The 23,991-nt window shown below is 63.5% G+C and carries 20 protein-coding genes and 1 tRNA gene; 12 read left to right on the top strand and 9 right to left on the bottom strand.

Features of this window, described 5'->3' with window-relative positions; translation table 11 throughout:
* Positions 1-43 precede the first annotated feature (43 nt).
* The 9 genes from infC (at position 44) to F455_RS0111940 (ending at position 7,346) form a co-directional block, all read left to right on the top strand.
* Complete coding sequence (gene infC, locus F455_RS0111980; protein WP_083918931.1) at positions 44-565, top strand: translation initiation factor IF-3; 522 nt, start codon at positions 44-46, stop codon at positions 563-565.
* Between the two features lie 215 nt (positions 566-780).
* On the top strand, positions 781-978 hold the full coding sequence (rpmI, locus tag F455_RS0111975; RefSeq protein ID WP_018973532.1) for a 50S ribosomal protein L35: 198 nt from the start codon (positions 781-783) through the stop codon (positions 976-978).
* Between the two features lie 12 nt (positions 979-990).
* Positions 991-1,350: a 50S ribosomal protein L20 gene (gene rplT / locus F455_RS0111970; RefSeq protein ID WP_018973531.1), complete on the top strand. Its 360-nt coding sequence runs from the start codon at positions 991-993 to the stop codon at positions 1,348-1,350.
* Positions 1,351-1,539: 189 nt separating this feature from the next.
* The gene (gene pheS, locus F455_RS0111965; protein WP_018973530.1) at positions 1,540-2,622 is read left to right on the top strand and encodes a phenylalanine--tRNA ligase subunit alpha; all 1,083 of its coding nucleotides are present in this window, start codon (positions 1,540-1,542) and stop codon (positions 2,620-2,622) included.
* Between the two features lie 60 nt (positions 2,623-2,682).
* Positions 2,683-5,061, top strand: a complete 2,379-nt coding sequence (pheT, locus tag F455_RS0111960) for a phenylalanine--tRNA ligase subunit beta (RefSeq protein WP_018973529.1) — start codon at positions 2,683-2,685, stop codon at positions 5,059-5,061.
* Between the two features lies 1 nt (position 5,062).
* Complete coding sequence (locus tag F455_RS0111955; RefSeq protein WP_018973528.1) at positions 5,063-5,365, top strand: integration host factor subunit alpha; 303 nt, start codon at positions 5,063-5,065, stop codon at positions 5,363-5,365.
* Positions 5,346-5,702 carry a MerR family transcriptional regulator gene (locus F455_RS0111950; RefSeq protein ID WP_018973527.1) on the top strand — a complete coding sequence of 119 codons (357 nt, stop codon included), beginning with the start codon at positions 5,346-5,348 and terminating at the stop codon, positions 5,700-5,702. Before F455_RS0111955 ends, F455_RS0111950 begins: the two co-directional genes overlap by 20 nt.
* A gap of 95 nt (positions 5,703-5,797) precedes the next feature.
* Positions 5,798-5,874 (top strand) — tRNA-Pro (locus F455_RS0111945).
* Positions 5,875-5,942: 68 nt separating this feature from the next.
* Positions 5,943-7,346 (top strand): hypothetical protein, encoded by a 1,404-nt coding sequence (locus F455_RS0111940; protein WP_018973526.1) that lies wholly within the window; start codon positions 5,943-5,945, stop codon positions 7,344-7,346.
* A gap of 91 nt (positions 7,347-7,437) precedes the next feature.
* Here F455_RS0111940 and F455_RS0111935 read toward each other — a convergent pair whose 3' ends face one another.
* From F455_RS0111935 to serA, 3 genes are all read right to left on the bottom strand, one after another.
* Positions 7,438-8,886, bottom strand: a complete 1,449-nt coding sequence (locus F455_RS0111935) for a DUF1501 domain-containing protein (protein ID WP_018973525.1) — start codon at positions 8,884-8,886, stop codon at positions 7,438-7,440.
* A gap of 10 nt (positions 8,887-8,896) precedes the next feature.
* Positions 8,897-10,813: a DUF1800 domain-containing protein gene (locus F455_RS20690; protein ID WP_083918929.1), complete on the bottom strand. Its 1,917-nt coding sequence runs from the start codon at positions 10,811-10,813 to the stop codon at positions 8,897-8,899.
* A 90-nt stretch (positions 10,814-10,903) separates the two neighbouring features.
* Positions 10,904-12,175, bottom strand: a complete 1,272-nt coding sequence (gene serA, locus F455_RS0111925; protein WP_425413741.1) for a phosphoglycerate dehydrogenase — start codon at positions 12,173-12,175, stop codon at positions 10,904-10,906.
* 88 nt (positions 12,176-12,263) lie between these two features.
* Here serA and F455_RS0111920 point away from each other — a divergent pair, with 88 nt between their 5' ends.
* Positions 12,264-13,682 (top strand): FAD-binding oxidoreductase, encoded by a 1,419-nt coding sequence (locus F455_RS0111920; protein WP_018973522.1) that lies wholly within the window; start codon positions 12,264-12,266, stop codon positions 13,680-13,682.
* A gap of 10 nt (positions 13,683-13,692) precedes the next feature.
* Entirely contained in the window at positions 13,693-14,643 is a 951-nt protein-coding gene (pip, locus tag F455_RS0111915) for a prolyl aminopeptidase (RefSeq protein ID WP_018973521.1), read from the top strand.
* Positions 14,644-14,660: 17 nt separating this feature from the next.
* On the opposite strand, the gene ccmE is transcribed toward pip, so the two are convergent.
* The 5 genes from ccmE to ccmA all read right to left on the bottom strand — a co-directional run bounded on the left by ccmE (position 14,661) and on the right by ccmA (position 17,462).
* A complete protein-coding gene (ccmE, locus tag F455_RS0111910) occupies positions 14,661-15,107 on the bottom strand; it encodes a cytochrome c maturation protein CcmE (protein ID WP_018973520.1) in 447 nt (148 codons plus the stop codon).
* On the bottom strand, positions 15,104-15,277 hold the full coding sequence (ccmD, locus tag F455_RS0111905; RefSeq protein ID WP_018973519.1) for a heme exporter protein CcmD: 174 nt from the start codon (positions 15,275-15,277) through the stop codon (positions 15,104-15,106). The genes ccmE and ccmD overlap by 4 nt, the downstream gene beginning before the upstream one ends.
* Complete coding sequence (locus F455_RS0111900) at positions 15,270-16,034, bottom strand: heme ABC transporter permease (RefSeq protein WP_026293318.1); 765 nt, start codon at positions 16,032-16,034, stop codon at positions 15,270-15,272. Before F455_RS0111900 ends, ccmD begins: the two co-directional genes overlap by 8 nt.
* Before the next feature lie 70 nt (positions 16,035-16,104).
* Complete coding sequence (gene ccmB / locus F455_RS0111895; protein ID WP_018973517.1) at positions 16,105-16,788, bottom strand: heme exporter protein CcmB; 684 nt, start codon at positions 16,786-16,788, stop codon at positions 16,105-16,107.
* Positions 16,785-17,462 carry a heme ABC exporter ATP-binding protein CcmA gene (gene ccmA / locus F455_RS0111890; protein ID WP_020684081.1) on the bottom strand — a complete coding sequence of 226 codons (678 nt, stop codon included), beginning with the start codon at positions 17,460-17,462 and terminating at the stop codon, positions 16,785-16,787. The genes ccmB and ccmA overlap by 4 nt, the downstream gene beginning before the upstream one ends.
* 124 nt (positions 17,463-17,586) lie before the next feature.
* Here ccmA and F455_RS23565 point away from each other — a divergent pair, with 124 nt between their 5' ends.
* A complete protein-coding gene (locus F455_RS23565; protein WP_018973515.1) occupies positions 17,587-21,813 on the top strand; it encodes a S8 family serine peptidase in 4,227 nt (1,408 codons plus the stop codon).
* A gap of 1 nt (position 21,814) precedes the next feature.
* On the opposite strand, the gene F455_RS0111880 is transcribed toward F455_RS23565, so the two are convergent.
* On the bottom strand, positions 21,815-23,860 hold the full coding sequence (locus tag F455_RS0111880) for a 3-hydroxyacyl-CoA dehydrogenase NAD-binding domain-containing protein (RefSeq protein ID WP_018973514.1): 2,046 nt from the start codon (positions 23,858-23,860) through the stop codon (positions 21,815-21,817).
* Positions 23,861-23,991: the final 131 nt, after the last annotated feature.

Below are 23,991 nucleotides of genomic sequence, written 5' to 3'. Positions count from 1 at the left end.
CAATCTCTTGAATTTACTGGAATAAATTACTGGAGAGTTACTTATAGCCACTGAAAAAGCTAACCGCAAGAACACGGAGATTCGTGTTCCGCGGGTGCGCGTCATCGGCGCCGAAGGAGAACAGGTGGGCATACTGTCGCGCGACGAAGCGCTGACGATGGCCTCCGATCTGGGCCTGGATCTGGTCGAAATTCAACCGACCGCCGATCCGCCCGTTTGCCGCATCATGGACTACGGCAAGTTCAAGTTCGAGCAGCAGAAGAAGGCGCACGCGGCCAAGCGCAAGACCAAGCAGGTCGAGATCAAGGAGCTCAAGTTCCGCCCCTCGACCGAAGACGGCGACTACAACGTGAAGCTGCGCAACATGAAGCGCTTCCTCGAAGAAGGCGACAAGGTCAAGATCGTCGTCCGCTTCAAGGGCCGCGAAATGGCGCACACGGAGTTGGGCGAGCAGATGGTCAGGCGCATCCAGGCGGACGTTGCCGAGGAAGCAGTAGTCGAAAGCTTCCCGCGCTTCGAAGGTCGGCAGATGGTGATGATGGTGGCTCCGAAAAAGAAGCAGTGATCGAGGCGATTTCGCTTGGATCATGCGGGCGGCGGAAAGGACAACAGTCTTTTCGCCGCTGACGGTTTGCTTCTCCTCCGTTTGTGCGGAAGAGAGGTGGAACCAGGAACCCGTCCGCTTCGTGCGGACTTAAACAAGCTAAGCCAGAGCAGGACGGAAAGCGCAGTGAAGCTGCCGCTCGGGCGAGTATACAAATCAACATAAGGAGTTGGGCCATGCCCAAGATCAAAACCAATCGGGCCGCCGCGAAGCGGTTCCGCAAGACGGCATCCGGCAAATACAAAGCCGGTCATGCCTTCAAGAGCCACATCCTGACCAAGAAGTCGACCAAGCGTAAGCGCGGCCTGCGTGGTCCCAACATCGTGCGCAAAGAAGACTCCGGTCGCATCGCGCGCATGCTTCCCTACGTGTAAGGAGACGAAACCATGGCACGAGTAAAACGTGGTGTCGTCGCCCGCCGTCGACACAAGAAGATCATTTCCCGTGCGAAGGGCTATTACAACGCCCGCCGCAAGGTTTTCCGCGCTGCCAAGCAGGCGGTCATCAAGGCCGGCCAGTACGCTTATATCGGCCGCAAGCAGAAGAAGCGCCAGTTCCGCGGGCTGTGGATCGTGCGCATCAACGCGGCCTCGCGCCAGTTCGGCCTGTCTTACAGCCGCCTGATGAACGGCCTGAAGAAGGCCAACATCACGGTCGACCGCAAGGTGCTCGCCGACATCGCCGTGCACGACATCGCCGCGTTTGGCGCCCTCGCCGAAAAGGCCAAGGGCGCGCTCGCAGCGTAAGAGAATCACATCGCGTCCATGCCCGCATTGAAACGTGCGGTCATGGCAGAGCGCTTTTTGATTCTCGCCATCATGGATGATGGCTGAAATAGACGCGAGGGAGCCGGGCCTTGGCCTAGCTCCCTCTTTTTTTGCTCGTCATTTCTACAAGCCATGGCGGAGTGACGGCATGAGAAACTATGGACTGATATGAGCGATCGCCTGGAAAAGAAAATCGATGCCCTGATGGACTCGCTGCGCGAGCGCTTTCGCGACAACGATGGCTTCCAGCAGAAGCTCGACGGCATCGTCGCGAAAGTCGCCGAGATCAAGGGCAAGCTCGATCCGAAGAGGCTGCAGGCGAAGCTCGAAGACTTGCGTGTCGAGTTGATCGGCAAGGCCGGTCTGATCACGGGCGAGCTGAAGACGCTCGGCAAGCTTCCACCCGAGCAGCGCAAGAGTTTCGGTGATCGCGTCAACCGCGCAAAGGAAGAAGTCGAGGCGACGATCGCCGAAAGTCGTGCCGAGGTCGAGGCCGCGCTGCTCGAGCAGCGCCTGTCCTCGGAGACGATCGACGTCACCTTGCCTGGGCGCAACGGCGCGCGCGGCAGCCTGCATCCGATCACGCGTGCGCTCGAGCGCATGATCGACGTCTTCGCGCGGCTCGGCTACGAGGTCGCCGACGGCCCCGAGATCGAGGACGACTGGCACAACTTCGAGGCGCTGAACTTCCCGCCGCACCATCCGGCGCGCGCGATGCACGACACGTTCTATTTCCCCGACGGCCGTCTGCTGCGCACGCATACTTCGCCGGTGCAGATCCGTGCAATGAGCGGACGCACGCCGCCGCTGCGCGTAATTGCGCCGGGCAAGGTTTACCGCTCCGACTCCGACCAGACGCACAGCCCCATGTTCCACCAGCTCGAGGGTCTGCTCGTCGACGAGACCTCGACCTTCGCCGACCTCAAGGGCACGCTTGCCGAATTCGTGCGCGCGTTCTTCGAGCGCGATTTCGAGATGCGTTTCCGCCCGAGCTACTTCCCGTTCGTCGAACCGGGCGCGGAAGTCGACATCCGCTGGGACCGCGAGGATGGATCGACCGCTTGGCTCGAGGTGCTTGGCTGCGGCATGGTTCATCCGAACGTGCTGCGTGCCTGCAACATCGATCCCGAGCGCTACACGGGCTTCGCTTTCGGCATGGGCGTCGAACGCTTCGCGATGCTGCGTTACGGCGTCGGCGACCTGCGCGCATTCTTCGAGAACGATGTGCGTTTCCTCAAGCAGTTTGCATAACACACTGCCGTCACCCGGCTTCCGTCGGAATGACGGCCAAGAGAACACGGCGACCCTGCAATGAAATTTTCAGAAAACTGGCTGCGCGAACTCGTTCCGCTCAACGCGACTCGCGATGAGCTGTGCCACAAGTTGACGATGGCCGGCCTCGAGGTCGAGGGCGTCGAGGCGATCGGAGGTCCGCTCGACGGCATCGTCGTCGCGGAAATCGTCGAATGCTCTGCGCATCCGAACGCGGACAAGCTGCGCGTGTGTCAGGTAGCGACGGGTACGGGCGAGACCGTGCAGATCGTCTGCGGTGCGCCGAACGCGCGTGCGGGCCTGAAGGCGCCGCTGGCGACGGTCGGTGCGACGATGCCGAACGGCATGCAGATCAAGAAAGCCGCGCTGCGTGGCGTCGATTCGTTCGGCATGCTCTGTTCGGCCAAGGAACTTGGCATCGATGCGGACGCGTCCGGCCTGCTTGAACTGCCGGGCGATGCGCCGGTCGGCACTCCGCTCGCAAACTATTTGCATTTGCCCGATGCGGCGATCGAAATCAAACTCACCCCGAACCGCCCCGACTGCCTGTCCGTACAGGGCGTCGCGCGCGACGTGGCCGCGATCTTCGGCGTGCCCGCGGCAGTTCCCGCGATCGCGACTATCGCCGCGACGACGATGCACGAGCGCAAGGTCGAATTGCATGCCGGCGCCGATTGTCCGCGCTACTGCGGCCGCCTGATCGAAGGCATCGATGCAAGCGCACAGACACCATTCTGGATGGCCGAACGCCTGCGCCGTTCGGGGCTGCGCCCGATCAGCCTGCTCGTCGACGTGACCAATTACGTGCTGCTCGAAATGGGCCAACCGCTGCACGCGTTCGACAATACGACACTGACCGGCACGATCGGCGTACGCCGCGCGCGCGCAGGCGAGAGCCTCAAGCTGCTCGACGAATCGGAGGTCAAACTCGATTCCGAGTTCCTGGTCATCACCGATGTCGACAAACCGGTGGCGCTCGCCGGCATCATGGGCGGTTACGAGACGCGCGTGACCGACGCGACGCGCGATGTGTTCCTCGAGGCAGCGCATTTCGCGCCGACCGCGATCAGCGGCCGCGCGCGCAAGCTCGGCATGCACACGGATGCTTCGCATCGTTTCGAGCGCGGCGTCGATCCCGAACTGCCGCGGCTCGCACTCGAACGTGCGACACAGCTGATCGTCGAGTTCGGCGGTGGCAAAGCCGGCCCGATTACGGAGGCGATGTTGCCGGAATTCCTCGCGCAACCGGCGGCCGTGTCGCTGCGCCGCGCGCGCCTCAAACGCGTGCTCGGCATCGACGTTGCCGATGCCGACGTCGCACGCATCCTCACTGCGCTCGACATGCAGGTCGAGACGACGGCAGATGGCTGGCGTGCGATACCGCCGACACGGCGCTTCGACATCGCGATCGAAGAGGACCTGATCGAAGAGGTTGCGCGCATCCACGGCTACGAAAAAATTCCGACGACGATGCCGGCCGGCGAGATTCGCGTGGCCGAGCCGTCGGAGATGCGCGTCGACGAAGCCGCGCTGCGCCGCCAGCTTGCCGCACGCGATTATCGCGAGGCTGTCACCTATGCATTCCTTGACGCCGATCTGCTCAAACGCTGGCAGCTTGACGCCGGCGCGATCGCGCTGGCCAATCCGCTCGCTGCCGATCTCGGCACGATGCGCACCTCACTTCTGCCGGGCCTGGTCTCAGCCTTGATCGCCAATCGCCGTCGCCAGCAGGAGCGCGTGCGATTGTTCGAGATCGGGCGCGTGTTCAAGCAAGGTGCGGACGGTCCGCTCGAGACCGTGCGCGTTGCCGGCGTCGCTTGCGGTCAGGCCAACGAATTGCAATGGGCGGCGGACAAGCGTGCGGTCGATTTCTACGACGTGAAGGGCGATGCGGAGTCGCTGTTCGCGCTGACCGGCGATGTGCGTGCCTTCCGTACCGCGGCTTCGGCGGCGAACTGGCTGCATCCGGGTCGTTCCGCGGATTTCCTGCGCGGCGATGCCGTCGTTGGCAGCCTCGGCGCGCTGCACCCACGTTTGCTGAAGGCGCTGGATTTCGACGCCGACGTGTATGCCTTCGAATTCGATCTCGAACCTATCGTCGCACGCACGGTGCCGCGAGGCGCGGCGGTGGCACGATTCCCTTCGGTGCGGCGCGACCTTTCGTTCGAATTGCCAGAAAATGTGAGCTATGCCGCAGTCGAAATGGCCGTGCGTCACGCTGTCGGAGCGGTTTTGCATGAGATTTTCGTGTTTGATCGCTACGCCGGGCCGAATCTCGCACAAGGACTAAAAAGTGTCGCCATCGGCTTGATTTTGCAGGATGATTCACGCACTCTTACTGATGCCGATGCGGATGAAAGCGTCGATTTGGCAGTGGCCGTATTGCAACGCGACTGCCAAGCGAGATTGAGGGGGTAGGATGACGGCACTCACCAAAGCGGAAATGGCCGAACGTCTGTTCACGGATGTCGGTCTGAACAAGCGCGAGGCGAAGGAATTCGTCGACGCGTTCTTCGATGTCGTGCGCGAAGCGCTCGAACGTGGGGAGCAGGTCAAGCTCTCCGGTTTCGGCAACTTCGACTTGCGCAAGAAGAACCAGCGGCCCGGACGCAACCCGAAGACCGGCGAGGAGATTCCGATTTCCGCGCGGCGCGTGGTAACGTTCAGGCCCGGACAGAAGCTCAAGCTCAAGGTAGAGTCTTATGCTGGATCAAGGCAGTAACAACGAGCTGCCGGTCATCCCGGCCAAGCGCTACTTCACGATTGGTGAAGTGAGCGAGCTGTGCGCGGTCAAGCCGCATGTGCTGCGTTATTGGGAACAGGAATTCTCGAACCTCAAGCCGGTCAAGCGCCGCGGCAATCGCCGCTACTACCAGCGCCACGATGTGCTGATGATCCGTCAGATCCGCGCGCTGCTCTACGACCAGGGCTTCACCATCACCGGCGCGCGGCAGCGCCTCGAAGGCCAGCAGGCGCGAGTGGAAACCAGCATTTCCAACCAGATCGTGCGCCAGGTGCGCATGGAACTGGAAGAAGTGCTGTATATCCTCAAGCACTGAATTCTCGCGATCCTGCGTGCTCGCGAAGATCAAGAAGCGGCCATCCGCGGCCGCACTTTTCAGTTTCCTTTGCTACAATTCGCTTTCATCACGGTCGGGGCGTAGCGCAGCCTGGTAGCGCATCTGCCTGGGGGGCAGGGGGTCGTGGGTTCGAATCCCGCCGCCCCGACCAATATGGATTGAACGACAATTGCCGACGTGAACGCATTGCGTTCACGCATGCAGCGCGGGGGCGCCTCCATGTCGGAACAAGCGACGGTTGCCGTAGCGCGGCAGACGAGCCGCAGCTTCGCGGTATCTCGGAATTCGCTTTGCAAACTCCTTGGCTACCTGACCGGTTTCTGGGTCGCCGTTCTTCTCCTGCAACCGCAATGGCTGCTCGGAACGTTCTTCTGGGGCGGCAGTTCGGCACACGGCATCGACTACTGGTGCATTCCGCGCGGGTTCCTGAATTTGCTCGCCGGGCAGAGCATGTTCGACACCTTTGCCGGTGTCCAGTTCGGTGGACCGCCCGTGACCTGGTACCTCGGTCACCCGGTTTTCGTGCTGCTCGTCGCACCGTGGTTCGCGTTTTTCCGGCTGGAGTTGAGCCTTTGGCTCTGGTCTGTTGCCACGGTTGTGATCCTGGGCTGCGTTGGTTGGATGTTTTCGCGCCGTGCGAGCTCTGAACTGGGCAAGTCCGCCTGCATTTTCTTCTCGGTGTTCGGATTTCCCGCACTCGATCTTCTTTCGAGCGGCAACATGCATGGCTGGCTGGTGCTGGCGCTGGCGCTCACGGTGGTCGGTCTGTTCGACTTGTCGAGGGGAGTGCGGGGCGGGCGGCGCGAGCTCGCAGCCGGCTTGTTGATCAGCCTGTTTTCCAAGCCGATTCTGCTGTTTGCACTGCCGATGCTTTTGCTGGTCAGGCAAACACGCAAGACAACCGCGCTCGTCATCGCCGTCTACGTTCTCGTTTCGCTCTTATGCGTGCTGGTGCCGTGGTTGAATCCCGCATCGGTCGGGCTGCAGCGTGAGATCGCGCTGTTCTTCGATCCCGCTTACGTGCGCGGACACATGAACGTGTACAACAATCATTTCGTGCTGACCGCGGAGATGAAAGACAACGCGATTCATTGGCTCAATCTCGTTGCCCAATCGGATTTCTACTGGGACCACATCCAGATTTTCTCGCTCTCGGCTTTCCTCAACGGTCTCGCCGGCGTCCAGCTGCCCGCAATGCTGTACAAGCTTCCGTTGCTCGCCGCATTGCTGGCCTCGTTCTGCGTGCCGTTGGTACGCGACGAGACGGCTCGGATGAGAGCGGCCATGTGGGCCACCGTGCTGCTGCTTCTGACGTTCTTCCTCAGCTACAACACGGTGTGGGAATACCAATACACGGCGGTCATTCCCGTGCTACTGCTCGGCATCGTTTTGCTCGATCATGGAATGGACGAGGGGAACGCGCGCTGGCTCGTCGTCTGCGGTGCCGTCATCTCGCTTCCATCGTTGTATTTTCTCTTCGGCGAAAAGATCACGATCGGCGAGTTCGCATGGATGCGTTCGACGCGCGTGTTGCCGATATGCGCGCTCTATATCGTCGTTGCCTGCACGCTTTGGCGCCGGTATCTGTGGCCCTCGTTGAAAAGGAGCAGGCAAGTTTCCTGATCGCAACAAGGCGAGGAAATCTTGAGTCCCGCTTCCTCCGGCGATGTCGAGCAGAAGGATTTCAGCGCCTGGCGGCCTGTTTCCTTAACCCTCAGACAAAGCCGAGGTTGCCGACATTGAAATTAGCGAGGTTGGGAAATAGCAGGGCAAGATCGCTCGCACCCAGGCCAAACCAGCTGGCGAGCGTTGCGGAATATTGATCGACCGATGTCGTCGGGATGATCTGACCGTAGCCGGCGTCGTTGGGATTGCCGGCGGACAGTGCCAGGCTTGGCATTGCCGCGGTGCCGCTGCCAGCGAGGTTGTCGCCGTAGAACTTGCCGCCCTTGACAGCGCCGCCGACGACGAGATGGTGCGAGGCCCAGCCGTGGTCGGTGCCGTCTTCATTGCACGACAGCGTGCGCCCGAAATCCGAGGCGGTAAACGCGGTCGCGGTCGATGCAAGCCCTGCACTGTTAAGCGCCTTGTAGAAACCCGCGAGCGACTTCGACAGCAACGCGAACAATCCCGATTGCACCGACAACTCGTTGTCGTGCGTGTCGAAGCCACCGGTCGAAACGAAGAACACCTGCCGTTTCTGCCCGGTATAGCCGGCGATGTTGTTGTTCGCGGCCCAGATCAGCTTGGCCACGGTGCACAACTGGCGGTCGAGATCGCCGCCGCTGATGTTCGGGAAGAAGGATTCGAATGCCGGCATGCCGGTGGCGTTGATTGCCGAGTTGATCTGTGCGGCCGTGTTGATCGAGTGGTTCATCTGCGCGGCGTAGGTGCGCTCGAGCGTATTGGCCTGTGTGCCAGACGCGCGCAGTGCGTCGAATGCGGCCTGCAGGTTGTTTGCGTTATCGTCCCACGAGTCGGGCGCGTCGATCGTCGCCGCGCTGTCGGGATTCATGATGTAGTTATTGCCGGTATTGCCGCGAATGAATGCATCTTCCCCCGCGAGTGAATTGAGCATCGGCAGCGATGAGGTATTGGCGCTCGCAAGCAGGTCGCAGATGCGCCCACCCCAGCCCGTGCTCGGCGCGTTCGAAGGCGGCGAGGATTGCCAGTAGGCCTGCTGATCGGCGTGCGAGAACAATTGCGGCGGCAGGGCGACGCTGCCTCCCTGGTATTGGGCCTTGGTCACCGGTCGCACCAGTGTGCCGACGTTGGCGACAACCCCGACCGGGCTGTTCGCTTGGTTGAACAGCGCCTGCAGTTCGGGCATGGCGGAATGGAATCCGTAATTGCCGCCGTCGCCCGGCGAGCCTGCGCCCGAACCAGGCGCGTTGAGCGCGAGTAGAGCGTTCTGAGCCAGCGCGATCGTCGGCCGCACCGCCTTGTATTGTGCGTAGCGCGTGGCGTCGGTCGGCACGATCATGTTGAAGGCGTCGTTGCCGCCGTAAAGGAAGACGCAGACCAGCGCCTTGTAGTCGCTGAAACTGTAGTTTGCCTGCGCCGCGGCGCGCACGAGTTGCAGGCTGCCGAACGCGGAGTAGATGCTGGCACCGAGCGCCGCACGCGCGGTATGGCCGAGGAATTTGCGGCGGTCGAAATTCATGCGCGCACTCTCACTTTTGAATCGCATATTCGGGTGAGGTGAAGATCAGGTACAGCGCGCGCTGGATGCGCGCGATGCGCCAGTCCTGGGTGCCGTTGTTGTCCCAGTAGTGATCGATGCGGTTGAGATAGTTGATCAGCGTCGTGCGCATGTACGCGGACATCTGCCCGCCCATGAAGCGGATGTTGTAGGCGTCGACGAGGCGGTCAGCGGGATCGGCGGGGCCGCCCTGGCCGCTGCCGGCCAGCGCGAGGTCACGCTGGTGGTCGATCGCGACGTCGCCGTAGTCGTCGGTGCTGTCGCAGGTGTCGTGGATGTCGAGCCACATCGCGCGCGGCAGCACATCGTTGGTAACTTCGGCGATCTGCGAATCGGTCGTGATCTGGAATTCCGGCCCATACAACTGCTTCGTCGTCATTTCGCCGGGCGGGATGAATCCCGGCCGGAAAAAGTTGAACACCGAGCTGGCGTAGAGCGGCTGCTGGTTGAACAGATAGTTGGTTCCCCAGACCGAATACCAGCCCGCGTAGCGATACGGACGGTTGGCGTAGTGCTGGGTGTACGAACTGCTGCCGGACTGCCTGACCGTGTCGTTGCCGCAACGATGCTGCGCGCCCATCGCGCGCCAGATGTGAGAGAGGCGCAGCAGCGGCTCGCGCAGCTTGCCGAAGGTGTCCGGGTATTTCCCCGCACCGTTGCGCGCCTCGTCGTCGAGCAGGATCGCGGCGACCACTGACTTGAGGTCGCCGCGCACGCCCAAGCCGTTGTTGTTGAACACCGCGGCGATGCGCCGCACGTAGGCAGGCGAAGGATTGCTCGTGACCAGGCGCTGGATCAGCTGTCGACCGATGAACGGTCCGACATTCGGATGGTTGAAGATGTTGTCGAGGGCGAACTTGAGGTCGTTCTGTGGCGTGCCGCCGTCGACGAGGAGGCCACCGTTGGCCGCGCCGGCATAGCTGAGCAACTGCTTGTTCGACAGATCGTCCGGTGCGCGCGTGCCGTTGTCGTGGTACGCGGCGAATGCGGCCATCGGCTGCTGCATGTTCGCGCCGGTGCTCCAATCGACGGCGCAGTCGCTGAAGTCGTTGTGGTTGGCCGGCACGCAGTCGGACCAGTTCCAGCCCGTGAAGACGTGGGCGAAAGCCTTGACCGTATCCTGCGTGTAGGTTGGCACCGGTTGGCCGTTGACGAGCTGCGCCGTGCCATCTTGATTGAGCAGGACGAGGCCGACGCTGAACAACTGGTTGACCTCGCGCGCGTAGTTCTCGTCCGGATGGATGTTCTTGGTCGAGTCGGCGCGCTGGTTGCTCAGCATGTTGAGGTAAACACCCATCGCCGGGCTCAGGGTCACGTCTTCGAGCAGTTGGCGATAATTGGCGAACGCGTCGTTGACGAGCACGTCGTAGTAGTACGCCTGGCCGTTCGGGAACTGGTCGATCAGGGTGGTCCGGGTCGAGACGACGAAGATTTCCGACAGCGCGAAGGCGACGCGCTGGCGCAACTGGTCGCGGCGGATCACGCTCGGGTCGGCTGGGTCCGGTCCGCCAAGCGCACCGAGCCACCACGCTTCGAGCATGTCGTCGGTAGTGAACTCTTCGTGCAACGTGTTTTCGACCCAGTTGCGGTAGTCCATTCGGCGCGTGGGCGCGGCGTTGAACTGCTCGCCGAGCCAGACCTGATAGCCAACAGCTTGCAGATGGCTTATGTCGGCATCGGTCGGTCCGAACGTTGCCTGTGCAAGAAAACGAGACGCTTCGGGCGCGCTCGGCGCAACCGGGAGCGGCGGCGATGATGGCCGCGGACGCGGCGAAATAGGCAGACGAGGAGGCGATGCGTTTCCGGCGACTGTCGCGCCGCCGAAGGCCAATCCCGGCAGTAGCGCGCAGCAGACAACCTTGCACAAGACCCTTCGCGCTCGACGCATGATCCATCCTCGATCTATAGCCGAATTTATCCCAAATCCCGCGCCGCCACCGAGACGAACAGCGCAGTTTTCCAATCCCGATGGACAGAATCAGTACAGCACGCGCGTACGCAGCGTTCCGGGGATGGCCGCGAGTGCGTCGCGCAGCTTGTTCGCGCTTTCGGCCGTGGTCGACACGTCGATGACGACGTAGCCGACCTTGGGATCGGTCTGTAGGTACTGTGCATCGATATTGATGTTCTCGCGCGAGAACACCTCGTTGATGCGCGAGAGGATGCCCGGCGTGTTGCGATGGATGTGCAGCAGGCGCTGGCTGTTCGGATGCCCGGGCAGCGAAACCTCGGGGAAATTCACCGCGGAGAGGGTGGAGCCGTTGTCGCTGTAGCGCACGAGTTTGGCTGCGACCTCGATGCCGATGTTGTCCTGCGCCTCGAGCGTCGAACCGCCGACGTGCGGGGTCAGGATGACATTATCCCTGCCACGCAACGGAGATGTGAACTCGTCATCGTTGCCCTTGGGCTCGACCGGGAAAACATCGATCGCCGCGCCGGCGATGTGGCCGGAATCGAGTGCCGCAGCGAGCGCATCGATGTCGACGACGGTGCCGCGCGCGGCGTTGATCAGCAGCGCGCCTGGCTTCATTTTCGCGAGCTCTTTCGCGCCGATCATCCATTTGGTCGCCGGCGTCTCCGGCACGTGCAGGGTGACGATGTCGGCGCGTGCGAACAGGTCGTCGAGGCCCTGCGCCGCGCGCGCGTTGCCGAGCGCGAGCTTGGCCTCGATGTCGTGATAGATCACGTGCATGCCGAGCGACTCGGCAAGCACGCCGATCTGCGTACCGATGTGGCCGTAGCCGATCACGCCCAGCGTCTTGCCGCGCACCTCGACGCTGCCGAGCGCCGATTTCGACCAACCGCCGCGATGGCATTCGGCGTTTTTCTGCGGGATCCCGCGTGCGAGCATGATCGCCTCGGCGATGACCAGTTCGGCCACGCTGCGCGTATTCGAGTACGGCGCGTTGAACACCGGGATGCCGAGCGTTTCGGCCATGTCGGTATCCACCTGGTTGGTGCCGATGCAGAAGCAGCCCACCGTGATGAGCTTCTTCGCCTCGGCGAACACGTCGGCGGTGAGATTGGTGCGCGAGCGGATGCCGACGATGTGCGCGTCGGCGATCGATTTCTTCAACTCGTCCGTCGATAGCGATTTCTTGTGGAATTCGATGTTCGTATAACCTGCTGCCTTGAACGCGTCGAGCGCGGTCTGGCTGACGCCTTCGAGCAGGAGCACCTTGATGTCTTGCTTGGGGAACGAGGTCTTGGTCATGGATCGCGGCAACGGGAGAAAGGGAGAGCGGAGCATCCAACTATGCCAGAAATTTCCCCACTGTGTTGCGCTGCGACACAACGTCCCGGCCTTGCTAGAATGCGGCAAAGTCACAGGAAACGTCATGACGGGCAACGCGAGCAGCGCCGAGGCGTCGGCAACGGTGGGGGCATTGGACGAACTGCGCCGAGCGCAGCCGAATCTGCGGCTGCTCACCGCCGCTGCCGATCTCGAACACTATGGCCGCGACTGGACCCGGCGCTGGACGCCGGCTCCGCTCGCGATCGCGTTGCCGGCGACCATCGCCGAAGTCCAAGCGATCGCGCGCTGGGCGAATGTGCAAGGCATCGCAATCGTGCCGTCGGGCGGGCGCACGGGCCTATCGGGTGGCGCGGTTGCGGCGAGCGGCGAACTTGTCGTCAGTTTCGAGCGCATGAACCGCGTGCTCGACTTCAATCCCGTCGACCGCACCCTGACCGTGCAGCCCGGCATTGCGCTCGAAGCCGTGCACAAGGCCGCGGCGGAGTACGGCCTGATCTATCCGGTCGACTTCGCCGCGCGCGGCTCGTGTTCGATCGGCGGCAACATTTCCACCAATGCGGGCGGTATCCGCGTGATCCGCTACGGCAACACACGCGAGTGGATCGCCGGCCTGAAGCTCGTCACCGCGAACGGCGACCTGCTCGAATTGAATCGTGGCTTGATCAAGAACTCGTCGGGCTACGACTTGCGCCAGCTCGTCATCGGCGCCGAGGGTACGCTTGGCCTCGTCGTCGAGGCGACCTTGCGCTTGACCGATCCGCCGCCTGCATCGCAGGTGATGCTGTTCGCCGTGCCCGAAATGAGCGCGCTGATGCGCGTGTTCGCGGCGTGCCGCAAACGCCTGAACCTGTCGGCGTTCGAGTTTTTCACCGACCGCGCCCTGCACCACGTGCTCGCGCACGGCGCACAGAAGCCTTTCGACGAGATCTCGCCTTACTACGTCGTCACCGAATTCGACGCCGCGGACGAGGCGCAGCAGCAGGCGGCACTCGAAGTGTTCGAGCAGTGCCTCAACGACGGTTTCGTCAACGACGGTGTGCTCAGCCAGAGCGATGCCCAGGCCGCAGCGCTGTGGCGGCTGCGCGAAGGCATCACCGAGAGCCTCGCGCCGTACAAGCCGTACAAGAACGACATCTCGGTGCGCATTTCCGCAGTGCCGGACTTCCTCGACGAAATGTCGTCACTGCTGACGCGCGAGTACCCGCAATTCGATGTGGTCTGGTTCGGCCACATCGGCGACGGCAACCTGCACATCAACGTGCTCAAGCCGGCCGAACTTGCCGACGCCGATTTCGTCGCCCAGTGCGAGCGCGTGACCAAGCTGTTGAGCGAGGTGCTCGCGCGCCATGGCGGCAGCATCTCCGCCGAGCACGGCATCGGCTTGGTCAAGAAGCCGTATCTGGCCGGCACACGCAGCCCCGCGGAAATCGAACTGATGCGCGGCGTGCGCCGCGTGTTCGATCCGCACGGCCTGATGAATCCTGGGAAACTGTTTGACTGAAGGAATACCGATGCAGGATCGGCGTACTCTATTTTGCGAAATCGAGCCCTACGAAAGCGGCATGCTGGCGGTGTCACCGCTGCACACGATCTACTACGAGCAATGCGGCAATCCGCAAGGCAAGCCGGTGGTGTTCCTGCACGGCGGGCCGGGTGCAGGTTGCAACGCGAAGTCGCGGCGTTTCTTCGACCCGCAACACTATCGCATCGTGCTGTTCGACCAGCGCGGCTGCGGGCGCTCGACGCCGCATGCGGAATTGACCGACAACACGACCTGGCATCTCGTGCAGGACATCGAGGCGCTGCGTGCGCATCTCGGCATCGAGCGTTGGCAGGTATTCGGCGGTTCTTGGGGCTCGACGCTCGCGCTCGCCTATGCGCAGACGCATCCGCAGCGCGTCAGTGAGTTGGTGTTGCGCGGCATTTTCATGCTGCGGCGCTGGGAGCTGGAATGGTTCTACCAGCACGGCTGCGATGCGATCTATCCGGATGCGTGGGAGGGTTATCTCAAACCGATTCCGCCGGTCGAGCGCCACGATTTGATGAGCGCCTACTATCGCCGCCTGACTTCAGGCGACGAGACGATCCGCCTCGAAGCGGCCAAGGCCTGGTCGATCTGGGAAGGCTCGACGAGCTTTCTCGCCCAGAGCGCCGACTACGTCAATTCAACCGGTGCCGACCAGTTCGCGCTCGCCTTCGCGCGCATCGAATGCCACTACTTCGTTCACGGCGGCTTTTTCGAGCGCGACGACCAGCTTTTATACAATGCGCACAAGTTGAAAAAGATACCGGCGGTGATCGTGCAGGGCCGTTATGACGTGGTCTGCCCGATGCGCAGCGCGTGGGACCTGCATCGCGCCTGGCCGGAAGCGGATCTGCGCATCGTCGGCGACGCCGGCCATTCGGCCTTCGAGCCGGGCATCACCCACGAACTGATAAGCGCGACGGACCGTTTCCGCTGACGGCTAAAGGCTGAAGACTACTTCGTCTCCGCGGCGTGCGCCGCTTTCGCTTTTGCGATCGCGTCGGCGACTTCCTTCGGCATGTAGCTTTCGTCGTGCTTGGCCAGCACCTCGCGTGCGATGAAACGATCGCCCTGCATCTTGCCGGTAGCGATCACGCTCTGGCCCTCGCGGAACAGATCCGGCAGGATGCCGGTGTATTCGACTGGAATCTGCTTGAAGCGGTCGGTGACGACGAAGTCGACTTTCAACGAATTCGGATCGCGCTTGATCGAGCTTTCGAGCACGACACCGCCGAGCTTGAAACTCGCCCCCGGCGGTGCCTTGCCGGCCAGGGTTTCGGTCGGTGAGAACAGATAGGTCATGTTCTGGCTCAGCGCGGTGACGGTCAGCGCGGCGGCGACGCCGACAGCGAGCAGAATCAGGGCGACCGCGATCAGGCGGCGTTTGCGAGTCGGGGTCATGGCGTCGATTTTCGGTTCGATTCGCGACGCAGGCGCGCGTCGATTTCGCGCAGCGTATTGCGGCGCTGCCAGAGCGGCATCAGCGCATCGGCGAACAGCACGACGACGAACACCGTGTACGCAGCCCAGACGTAGGCGCCGTAGCCGCCCATGTGGAGGAACTCAGCCATGGGCATGCGCCTCCTGTGTCTGCGCGATGCCGCGCACCCACTCCTTGCCTGATTCAAGCGCGAGTAGCGCGGCGCGCGAGCGCGCGAGCAGGCTGGCGAAAAAGTATACGTGGGTGGCGAAGGCCATCGTCAACAGCGGCCAGAGCATGCTCGAGGACATCTTCGACTGGCCCATAAGGCTGACGGTCTGGCCCTGATGCAGTGTGTTCCACCACACCACCGAGTAATGCACGATCGGCAGGTTGACCACGCCGATCAAGGCGAGGAACGCAGCGGCGCGCGCGGCCTGGCGCGCATCTTCGATCGCATGGTAAAGGCCGATAACGCCGAGGTAGAGGAACAGCAGCACGAGCTCGCTGGTCAGGCGCGCATCCCAGGTCCACCACGTGCCCCACATCGGCTTGCCCCACAGCGAGCCGCTGACGAGCGTGATGAAGGTGAAGGCCGCGCCGACCGGCGCGCTCGCCATCGCCAACGTTTCCGACAGCTTGATCCGCCACACCAGCGCGACGAACGAGTTCGCCGCCATGAAGGCATAGACGAACAGGCTCATCCACGCGCAGGGCACGTGTACGTAGATCATGCGGAACGAATCGCCCTGCTGGTAGTCCGCCGGCGCTACGACGAGACCGCCATAAAGCCCGACCGCGCCCGTGACCAGTGCGATCGCATACAGCCACGGCAGGAAGCGCCCGGCAAGGCGGTAGAAATAGGGTGGCGAGCCGAGCTTGTGGAACCAGAGTACGAGCGGGGACATTTTCATCGTGCCGGTGCAAGCCGGCATTCCATTTGTTTGTCTTGTTTCTTTCTTGGCGCAGGAGAAAATTCTACGTCAACGATATTCTCAGCGCCGCCGCCGTCGCCAGCGGCGCCAGCACGAGCGCAAGCACAAGCCATGCAGCCAGCCACAGCAACGGTGCGGCGTAGGGCAGTCCCGCCTGTGCCGCATTGCACGCACCGGCGCCGAAGATCAGCACGGGCACGATCAGCGGCAGCACGAGCAGGGTCAAAAGCATACCAGAGCGGCGCAAGGCCACGGTCAGCGCGACGCAGATCGCACCGATCAGGCTAAGCAGCGGCGTCGCCAGCGCGAGCGCCGCCAGCAGTACTGGCAACACGCTGTCGGGCAGGTGCAGCAGCATCGCGAGCAGCGGCGCGGCCGCGATCAGCGGCACGGCGGTGGTCAGCCAGTGGATCGCGATCTTGCAGGCGAGCAGCAGCGAGAGCGGGTGCGGCGAGAGCACGAGTTGTTCCAGCGAGCCGTCATCGAGATCGCTGCGGAACAGGCTGTCGAGCGAGAGCAGCGAAGCGAGCAGCACGGCGACGAAGATCGTGCCCGCAGCGATGCGCTCGAGTATCTGCGCTTCGGGACCGAGCGCGAACGGAAACAACGCGACGACGATGATCGCGAACAACAACGGGTTGAGTGCGTCGCCGCGCCGGCGCCAGGTCAACGCGAGGTCGCGCTTGAGCAGCGCGGTACAGGCGGCAGAAGTCGTTCCGGGCTTCATGCGCGCGCCTCGGCGGTGATTTGTGCCGTCGCCTGCGGTCGCAGCGCAATCCTGCGTGGTGTGCCCGAAGTGTAGGCATACGCGCCGTGCGAAGTTATCAACGCCGCGCCGCCGCGCTGCGCGTGCATCAGGAGCAGGCGATTGACCAGCTCGATGCCTTCGCGATCGAGGTTCGCATAGGGCTCGTCGAGCAGCCATAGTGCCGCTGGCACGAGCAGCAGGCGCGCGAGCGCGACGCGTTTCTTCTGTCCGGCGGAAAGCAGGCGCAGCGGCTGATCCTCGTAACCGGCGAGGCCGACGCTCGCGAGCGCGATCGTCGGAGTGATTCCGGGGCGGATACCGCCGAGGCCGACAGCGAAACGCAGGTTCTGCAGCGTGGTCAACTCGAATTTCATGCCGGGCAGATGGCCGAGCAACGCCACTTGATGTGAGAGCTTCGCCAGGGTCAGGTGTACGCCGTTGAGCAGTACTTCGCCCGCGGTCGGTTCGAGCAGGCCGGACAGCACCTTGAGCAGCGTCGTCTTGCCGCTGCCGTTGTCGCCCTCGATCAGCACGACCTCGCCCGCGCCGAGGGAAAAATCCAGCGGCCCGAAAATCGGCTCCTCGTTGCGCGCATACGCGAGCCCGCGTGCGGCAAGCAGGGGAGACGGATCGGCGGGATCGATGGCGGACATGGTCTGGGCGGACGGCAAGGCCGGCCATGCTAGCGGCCCGGCGCGCACGATGCCAGCGCAGGGCATTCCCCGAGCAGATGGCGCGCATTAGACTCCGCGCAGAACGCAGCTTGGAGAGGCACGCATGCTTGACCGCATTTGGCGCGAACGGAGATTCGCCACGGCGATCCTTGTGACGCTGCTGTTCACGCAAGTCGTTGCCGCTTCCGATCCGGGTCAGGGCCGCGCGGTCTATTTGATCGCCCTGCGCGATGCGCCGTTGGTCGAGAACGCGACGAAGCGTGTGTCGGTCGGTACCAAAGTGCCGGCGGGCGGCAGACAGGCGATGCGCGATGCGCTTACGGCGCCGCAGAGCGCCGCTTATCTCGCGCAACTCGATGCGGGGCGCAATCGCGTAATCGATCTGGCGAGTCGCGCGATTGCGCGTCCGCTCGTGCCGACCCAGGTCTACACGCACGCAGCGAACGGCATGGCGCTCGAGTTGACCCACGCCGAGGCGGACAAGATCGCAGCATTGGCTGGCGTCGCCTCGGTGCGCCGCGAACGCATCCTGCACGTGCACACCGACGCGGGCCCACAATGGATCGGTGCCGATGGGCTGTGGTCGGGACAGGCGGGGCCGACGACCAAGGGCGAGGGCGTGGTGATCGGCGTGATCGATACGGGCATCAACCCGACCCATCCCTCGTTCGCGGCAACCGGCGCTGACGGCTTCACCCACACCAATCCGCGTGCAGGCTATCTCGGCCTCTGCGCGAGCGGACAGGTCGCGTGCAACGGCAAGCTGATCGGCATCTACGACTACAGCAACGAAGGCAGCAATGGCATCGATGTCGCGGGTCATGGCAGCCATGTCTCCGCGATCGCGGCGGGCAATGCGATCTCGGCCAGCCTGCACGGCATGACTGCGAACTTGACGCGTAACGTCTCCGGCGTCGCCCCGCACGCGAACCTGATCATGTATAAGGCCTGCAACGCCAAGCCGATCGATGCTTCGCAGGGCGACGGCACCTGCGCCGAATCGTGGCTGGTGAAGGCGATCGACCAGGCGATCGTGGACAAGGTCGACGTGATCAACTACTCGATCGGCGGCGATACCATCGATCCGTACACGCTGCTGGCCGATCGCAGCAGCGATGCGTATGCATTTTTCCAGGCGCGTGCGGCCGGCATCGTGATCGCCGTCGCTGCAGGCAACGAAGGGCCCGGCGCGAACACGCTGAGCGAGCCTTCGAATGCGCCGTGGGTGATCGGCGTGGCCAACGCTTCGCACAATCGCCGCCTGACCAACACGCTTACAGGGACGACGGGAACAGGGGCCGGTTCGTCATTCAACGATCTGGTCGGCCAGGGCTTCACCGCCGGCTACGGCCCGGCCGCAGTCGTCTACGCCGGCGACCACGGCAATGCGCTGTGCGGGAAAGGAACGTCGGTGCCGTCACCGCCGGACGGATCGAGCAACCCCTGGCCGGCGGGCACCTTTCACGGCGAAATCGTGATCTGCGATCGCGGCACTTACGGACGCGTCGAGAAAGGCTTCAACCTCATGGCCGCAGGCGCGGGCGGCATGATTCTCGCGAATGCCGCCAGCGACGGCGAAAGCACGGTTTCGGACGACCACTACTTGCCGGCAGTGCACTTGGGCTACCAGGAGGGTCAGGTCATCAAGGACTGGGCGCACTCGTACGCACCGCTGCGCAGCTCGATCTCCGGCGTTTCCGCGCAACTGGACGCGGCGTTCGGCGATGTACTCGAGGCCTCAAGTTCGCGCGGTCCTTACGGATTCAGCGGCGGCGTGCTCAAGCCCGATCTCACCGCGCCCGGCACGAACATCCTCTCGGCGTCGAACACCGGCAACGGTCTCGCGCTGATGACCGGCACCTCGATGGCCAGCCCGCACGTGGCCGGCAGTGCGGCACTCGTGCTTGCCGCGCACCACGACTGGACGCCGGCGCAAGTCGAGTCCGCGTTGATCGGCTCGGCACTCGCAGGCAGCGTGCGCAAAGAGGATGGCGCGACACTGGCTTCGCCGTCCGACGCCGGCAGCGGCCGCGTGCAACCGGCGCTGGCGGCAAATGCCGGCTTGTATCTGCCATTGAATACCGCAGACTTTGCGGTGCCGGATGGCGATCTGCGCAAACTCAATCGCCCGGGGATCGAGGACGAACACTGTTTTCAGCAATGCAGTTTCACGCGCACCGTCACCGACATGTCGGGTGGAGGCACGTGGAAGGTCACGACGACGGCGACAACGGGTGTGAGGATCACCGTTACGCCGAGTGAGTTCAGCTTGGCAGCAGGTGCGTCGCAGGCTCTCGGCATCGCGGTGAACGTCAGCGATCCCACTTTGCCGGGAACGTGGGGCAGTGGACGCGTCGTGCTGCACAAGACTGCCGGCGGCCGAAACGCCAGCGACTTCGCGTTGACCGCGGCCGTATATGCCGATCCTGGTGCTGCACCGGCGTTCGCCGACATCCACGCGCCAGCTTCTTCCGGTTCGACGACGCTGAACCTGTCGGGCATGGTTCCGCTGCCGCAAGCTACGTACCAGCCGATGGGGTTGATCGTCCCGGACACGATGACGATGCAACTCGGCGTCGATCCCGATCCATCTGGGATTTACACGACGCCTGATGCTACCGGAAGACAGTTCGCACTTTTCAACAACCCGAATTTCAGCGGCATCGACGCCGGTGTAAACGCGCCGGTGTTCATCGTCGAAGTCGCAGCTTCAGACGCGCCATCGGTGTCGTTGTATGCGGGCATCGACAGCAATGCCGATGGCCAGCCGCAACAGAGCGAACAGGTTTGCCATGCCAGCATGACCGCTGGCTCGAACGTCGTGGCGCGTTGCGTCGTCGATCTGCGCGCGGCGAACCAGGCGAGCGTGGGCAGCAGCGTTGCCAGGAACAATGTCTGGGTCTTGGTCGACGTGCCGCAAGGTAGCGCGGCAACGACCTATTCCATTTCACTCGCCAGCGGCTTTCCGTCGAGAAGCTACGTCATACCGTCACCGAGCGCGACACGCAGCATTACCGCCACGGGTCCGGGTCAGGTGCCGGCGCTCGCAAGTTTCCCGCTGCGGATTGCGTGGGCACCGGTCCAGGAGGGGAGCAACTGGACGATGCTGCCCGGACAACGCTACTTCGGCACCGTGGTTATCGGCGCCGTGCCAAGCACGGTCAATGCAGCGACTGCCGTGCTTCCGTTCGCGCTGACCTACGCCGGCGGCAACGACGACCAGCCGACGCCATTGCCGCTGCAGAATGCGCTGATCGCTGCGACCAATGCGCAGACCTTCCACGCGCTGTACATCGACGTGCCGCCGGGTGCGGAGACGCTGGAGATCGACGGCAGCAGTTCGCCTCCGGATCCGACAGGGGCGATCGCGTTCGGGCTCGTCCGCGCCGACTTCCCGGACTTTTCGTCGTCGGCGCAGATCGCTGCTGCTCCGAGCGGCAGCCCGGCGGCGTCGTGGAGCCTGGCGCCGCCGGCGGCATCGAGTACCGTGACGATTCCGGTGACGCCTGGACGCTGGTACGTCACCGCGCAGACCGCGTCGGCGGCGGGGTTCCATCTGAATCCGCAACTGACGTATTCCGGAGCGGCGACTGTGGGGATTGCACCCGGCGCCTACTACAACCCGAAGCGCTCAGGACACGGTCTGTTTCTGAGCCAGGGCGGCGATCAGCAGTTGCTGAATTGGTACACCTACCTCGAGGACGGCACGCCGACCTGGTACTCCGCGCAGGCGCTGCTGCCGAGTCCGGCGGGAGCGATCTGGAACGCGCCATTGATGCGCGTCACCTGGAGCGGGGCCAAAGTCAATTCCGCGACGCCGGTTGGCGGCGTGAGCCTGACCCGGATCAGCGATAGCGACATGATGTTTTCCTGGCGCCTCGACGGCCAGGCCGGGAGCGAACGTTTTACCCGGCTCGGCACTGGCGCCTGCCCGAACTTCAATGGCGTCCCGACGAATTTCAACGGCGCTTGGTATGTGCCGACACAGTCGGGCTACGGCCTCGATGCGCTGGCACTCCCGGATCAGTTGTTCACCGCGTTCTATTTCTACGACGCGCTAGGCATTGCACGTTGGGGAGTCGGCACCGCGCAGCCGTTCGCGCCGTCGAATGCAATGACGTTGACCCAGAGCAACGGGTTCTGTCCCGTCTGCGACTACCTCAAGGTCACGGCGCAGCCATTGGGCACGATGTCGATCAATTACACCGACGCAAGCAGCGGCAAACTGTCCACGAACCTCATACTGCAATCGCCTCTCAGTGGCACGTGGACGGCGGATCAGCAAACTCTGGTTCGGCTGACGGGTTCGCCGTCGGCCTGCACGCCTTAGCTCAACCGCGCAGAGCCGGGCTGTCCCAGCCTGGCTTCGGCACGAAGCGTGCTCCGTACTTCTCGGCCAGCGCGTCGAGTTGCGCCTTGATCTTGTCCGCGCCTTCGCTCTTGATGTGCTGGATCGGGCCGCCGCGGAACGGGGCGAAGCCGGTGCCGAAGATCACGCCGGCGTCGAGCAGATCGGCGTCGTCGGTGACGCCGTCGTGCAAGCAGGCGACCGATTCGTTGAGCAGCGGCAGGATCATGCGCTCGGTGATGTCGTCCGGCGCCTTGTAGTTCGGGTCGACCTCGGGCTTGACCGGTTTGCCGTTCTCCCACTTATACAGGCCTTCGCCGGTTTTCTTGCCCTTCTTGCCGTCATCGAGGTAGCTGCCGAGACCGTCGGGAATGTCGAGGTGGAGGAAGTCGCCGACTTCCTTGCCGACCGAGACACAGACATCGAGCCCGACCGTGTCGGCCAGTTCGATCGGCCCCATCGGCATGCCGAACTTCTTCGCCGCCTTGTCGAGCACCGGGCCGGGAATGCCTTCCTTGAACATACGCAGCGCTTCGAGCAGGTACGGAAACAGAATCCGGTTGACGAGGAAGCCTGGCGTGCCCTTGACCGGCACGGGCAGCTTGTCGATCTTCTTGCAGAACGCGAAGGCGCGCGCTTCGTTAGCCGCGTCGAGCTGGTCCTGGCGTACGATCTCGACCAGCGGCATCTGCGCGACCGGGTTGAAATAGTGCAGGCCGAGGAAGCGGCCTTGCGCATTGACTGCCCGGCGCAACTCGTCGAGCGGGATGCTCGAAGTATTGGTCGCGAGCAGGGCATCGGCCTTCATCGCCGGTTCGGTCTTGCGATACAGGTCTTCTTTGACCTGCAGATTCTCGAAAATCGCCTCGATGACCAGATCGGCGCCCGCGATTCCGTTGCCGTCGACGTCGGCCTTGAGTCGCGCCGCGGCCGGCGCGATCGCCTCGGGTGTTTTCAGGCGTTTGGCGAACAGGTCCTGTGCGCGATCGAGCGCGGGCTGGATGTATTTCATCTCGCGATCCTGCAGCGTCACATCGAAGCCGCGCAGCGCGCACCACGCGGCGATGTCGCCGCCCATCACGCCGGCGCCGACGACATGAACCTTGCTGATGCCCGAATCGCCGCTGCCGAGCTTCTTCAGCCGCTCCTGCAGGAAATAGACGCGGACGAGGTTGCGGCAGGTCGGCGTCACCGCGAGCTTGGCGACCGCGCGCGCTTCGAGCTTGAGGCGCTGGGAGATGCTCGATCCGCCACGCCGCCATACCTCGATCAGCGCGAACGGCGCGGGATAGTGCGAAGGATTCGCCTTGGCCGCGGTCTGTTTGGCGACGATCGGTGCGAGCACCTGACGCACCGGCCACAGGTTCGTCGCCCACGCGGTCACACGTTGCACGAATGGCCGCGGATGCGGATGCGCGATCAATTCCTTGGCTTCGGCGACGAGCAGTTCCGGCGAGGTCAGCTTGTCGACCACGCCGAGCGCGCGCGCCGCTTCGGCCGACAACGACTTGCCGGTCAGCATCAACGGCAGCGCTTCGGGCGCGCCGATCAGCCGCGGCAGGCGCGCCGTCCCGCCCCAGCCGGGAATGATGCCGAGCATGACTTCGGGAAACGCCAGCCGGGTTTTCGGATCGCGCGTGGCTACGCGGTAGCGGCAGGCCAGCGACAGTTCGAAGCCACCGCCCATGCAGGCGCCGTGGATCGCCGCCACGGTCGGGCAGCGCAGCCGCGCAATGCTCTGGAATACGCGCTGGCCATTCTCGATGCTGGCGAGGACACGGCCTTCCTTCTCGTACTTTTCGAACTCGGTGATGTCGGCGCCCGCGATGAAGGTGTCGGGCTTGCCCGAGCGGATTACCAGACCCTTCGGCGGCTCGATGGCCAGGCGTTCGGCGATCTGCGCCAGTTCGTCCATCGCCGCGCGGTTGAAGGCGTTCACTGGCGCGTCGGCGCGGTCGAAGGTGAGTACGAGGATGCCGTCGGCGCCGAGGTCGGGTTTCCAGTGGGCAAAGCGCAGACCTTCGAACATGGCGATTCCGGTTGCAGCGGGGTGGGGCGGCTATAATCGGCGCTGGGGATGGCCCGGGTCAACGGAGCGGAGGGTTGCCGCTGCCGTTACCCGGCGGAAGGAACGGCGGGTTCGTCGATCCTGTCCGCGAA

Source organism: Rudaea cellulosilytica DSM 22992, assembly GCF_000378125.1.
GTDB classification, from domain to species: domain Bacteria; phylum Pseudomonadota; class Gammaproteobacteria; order Xanthomonadales; family Rhodanobacteraceae; genus Rudaea; species Rudaea cellulosilytica.
The sequence above is the reverse complement of the archived record's forward strand: the minus strand, read 5'-3'. Positions and strand labels throughout refer to the sequence as shown.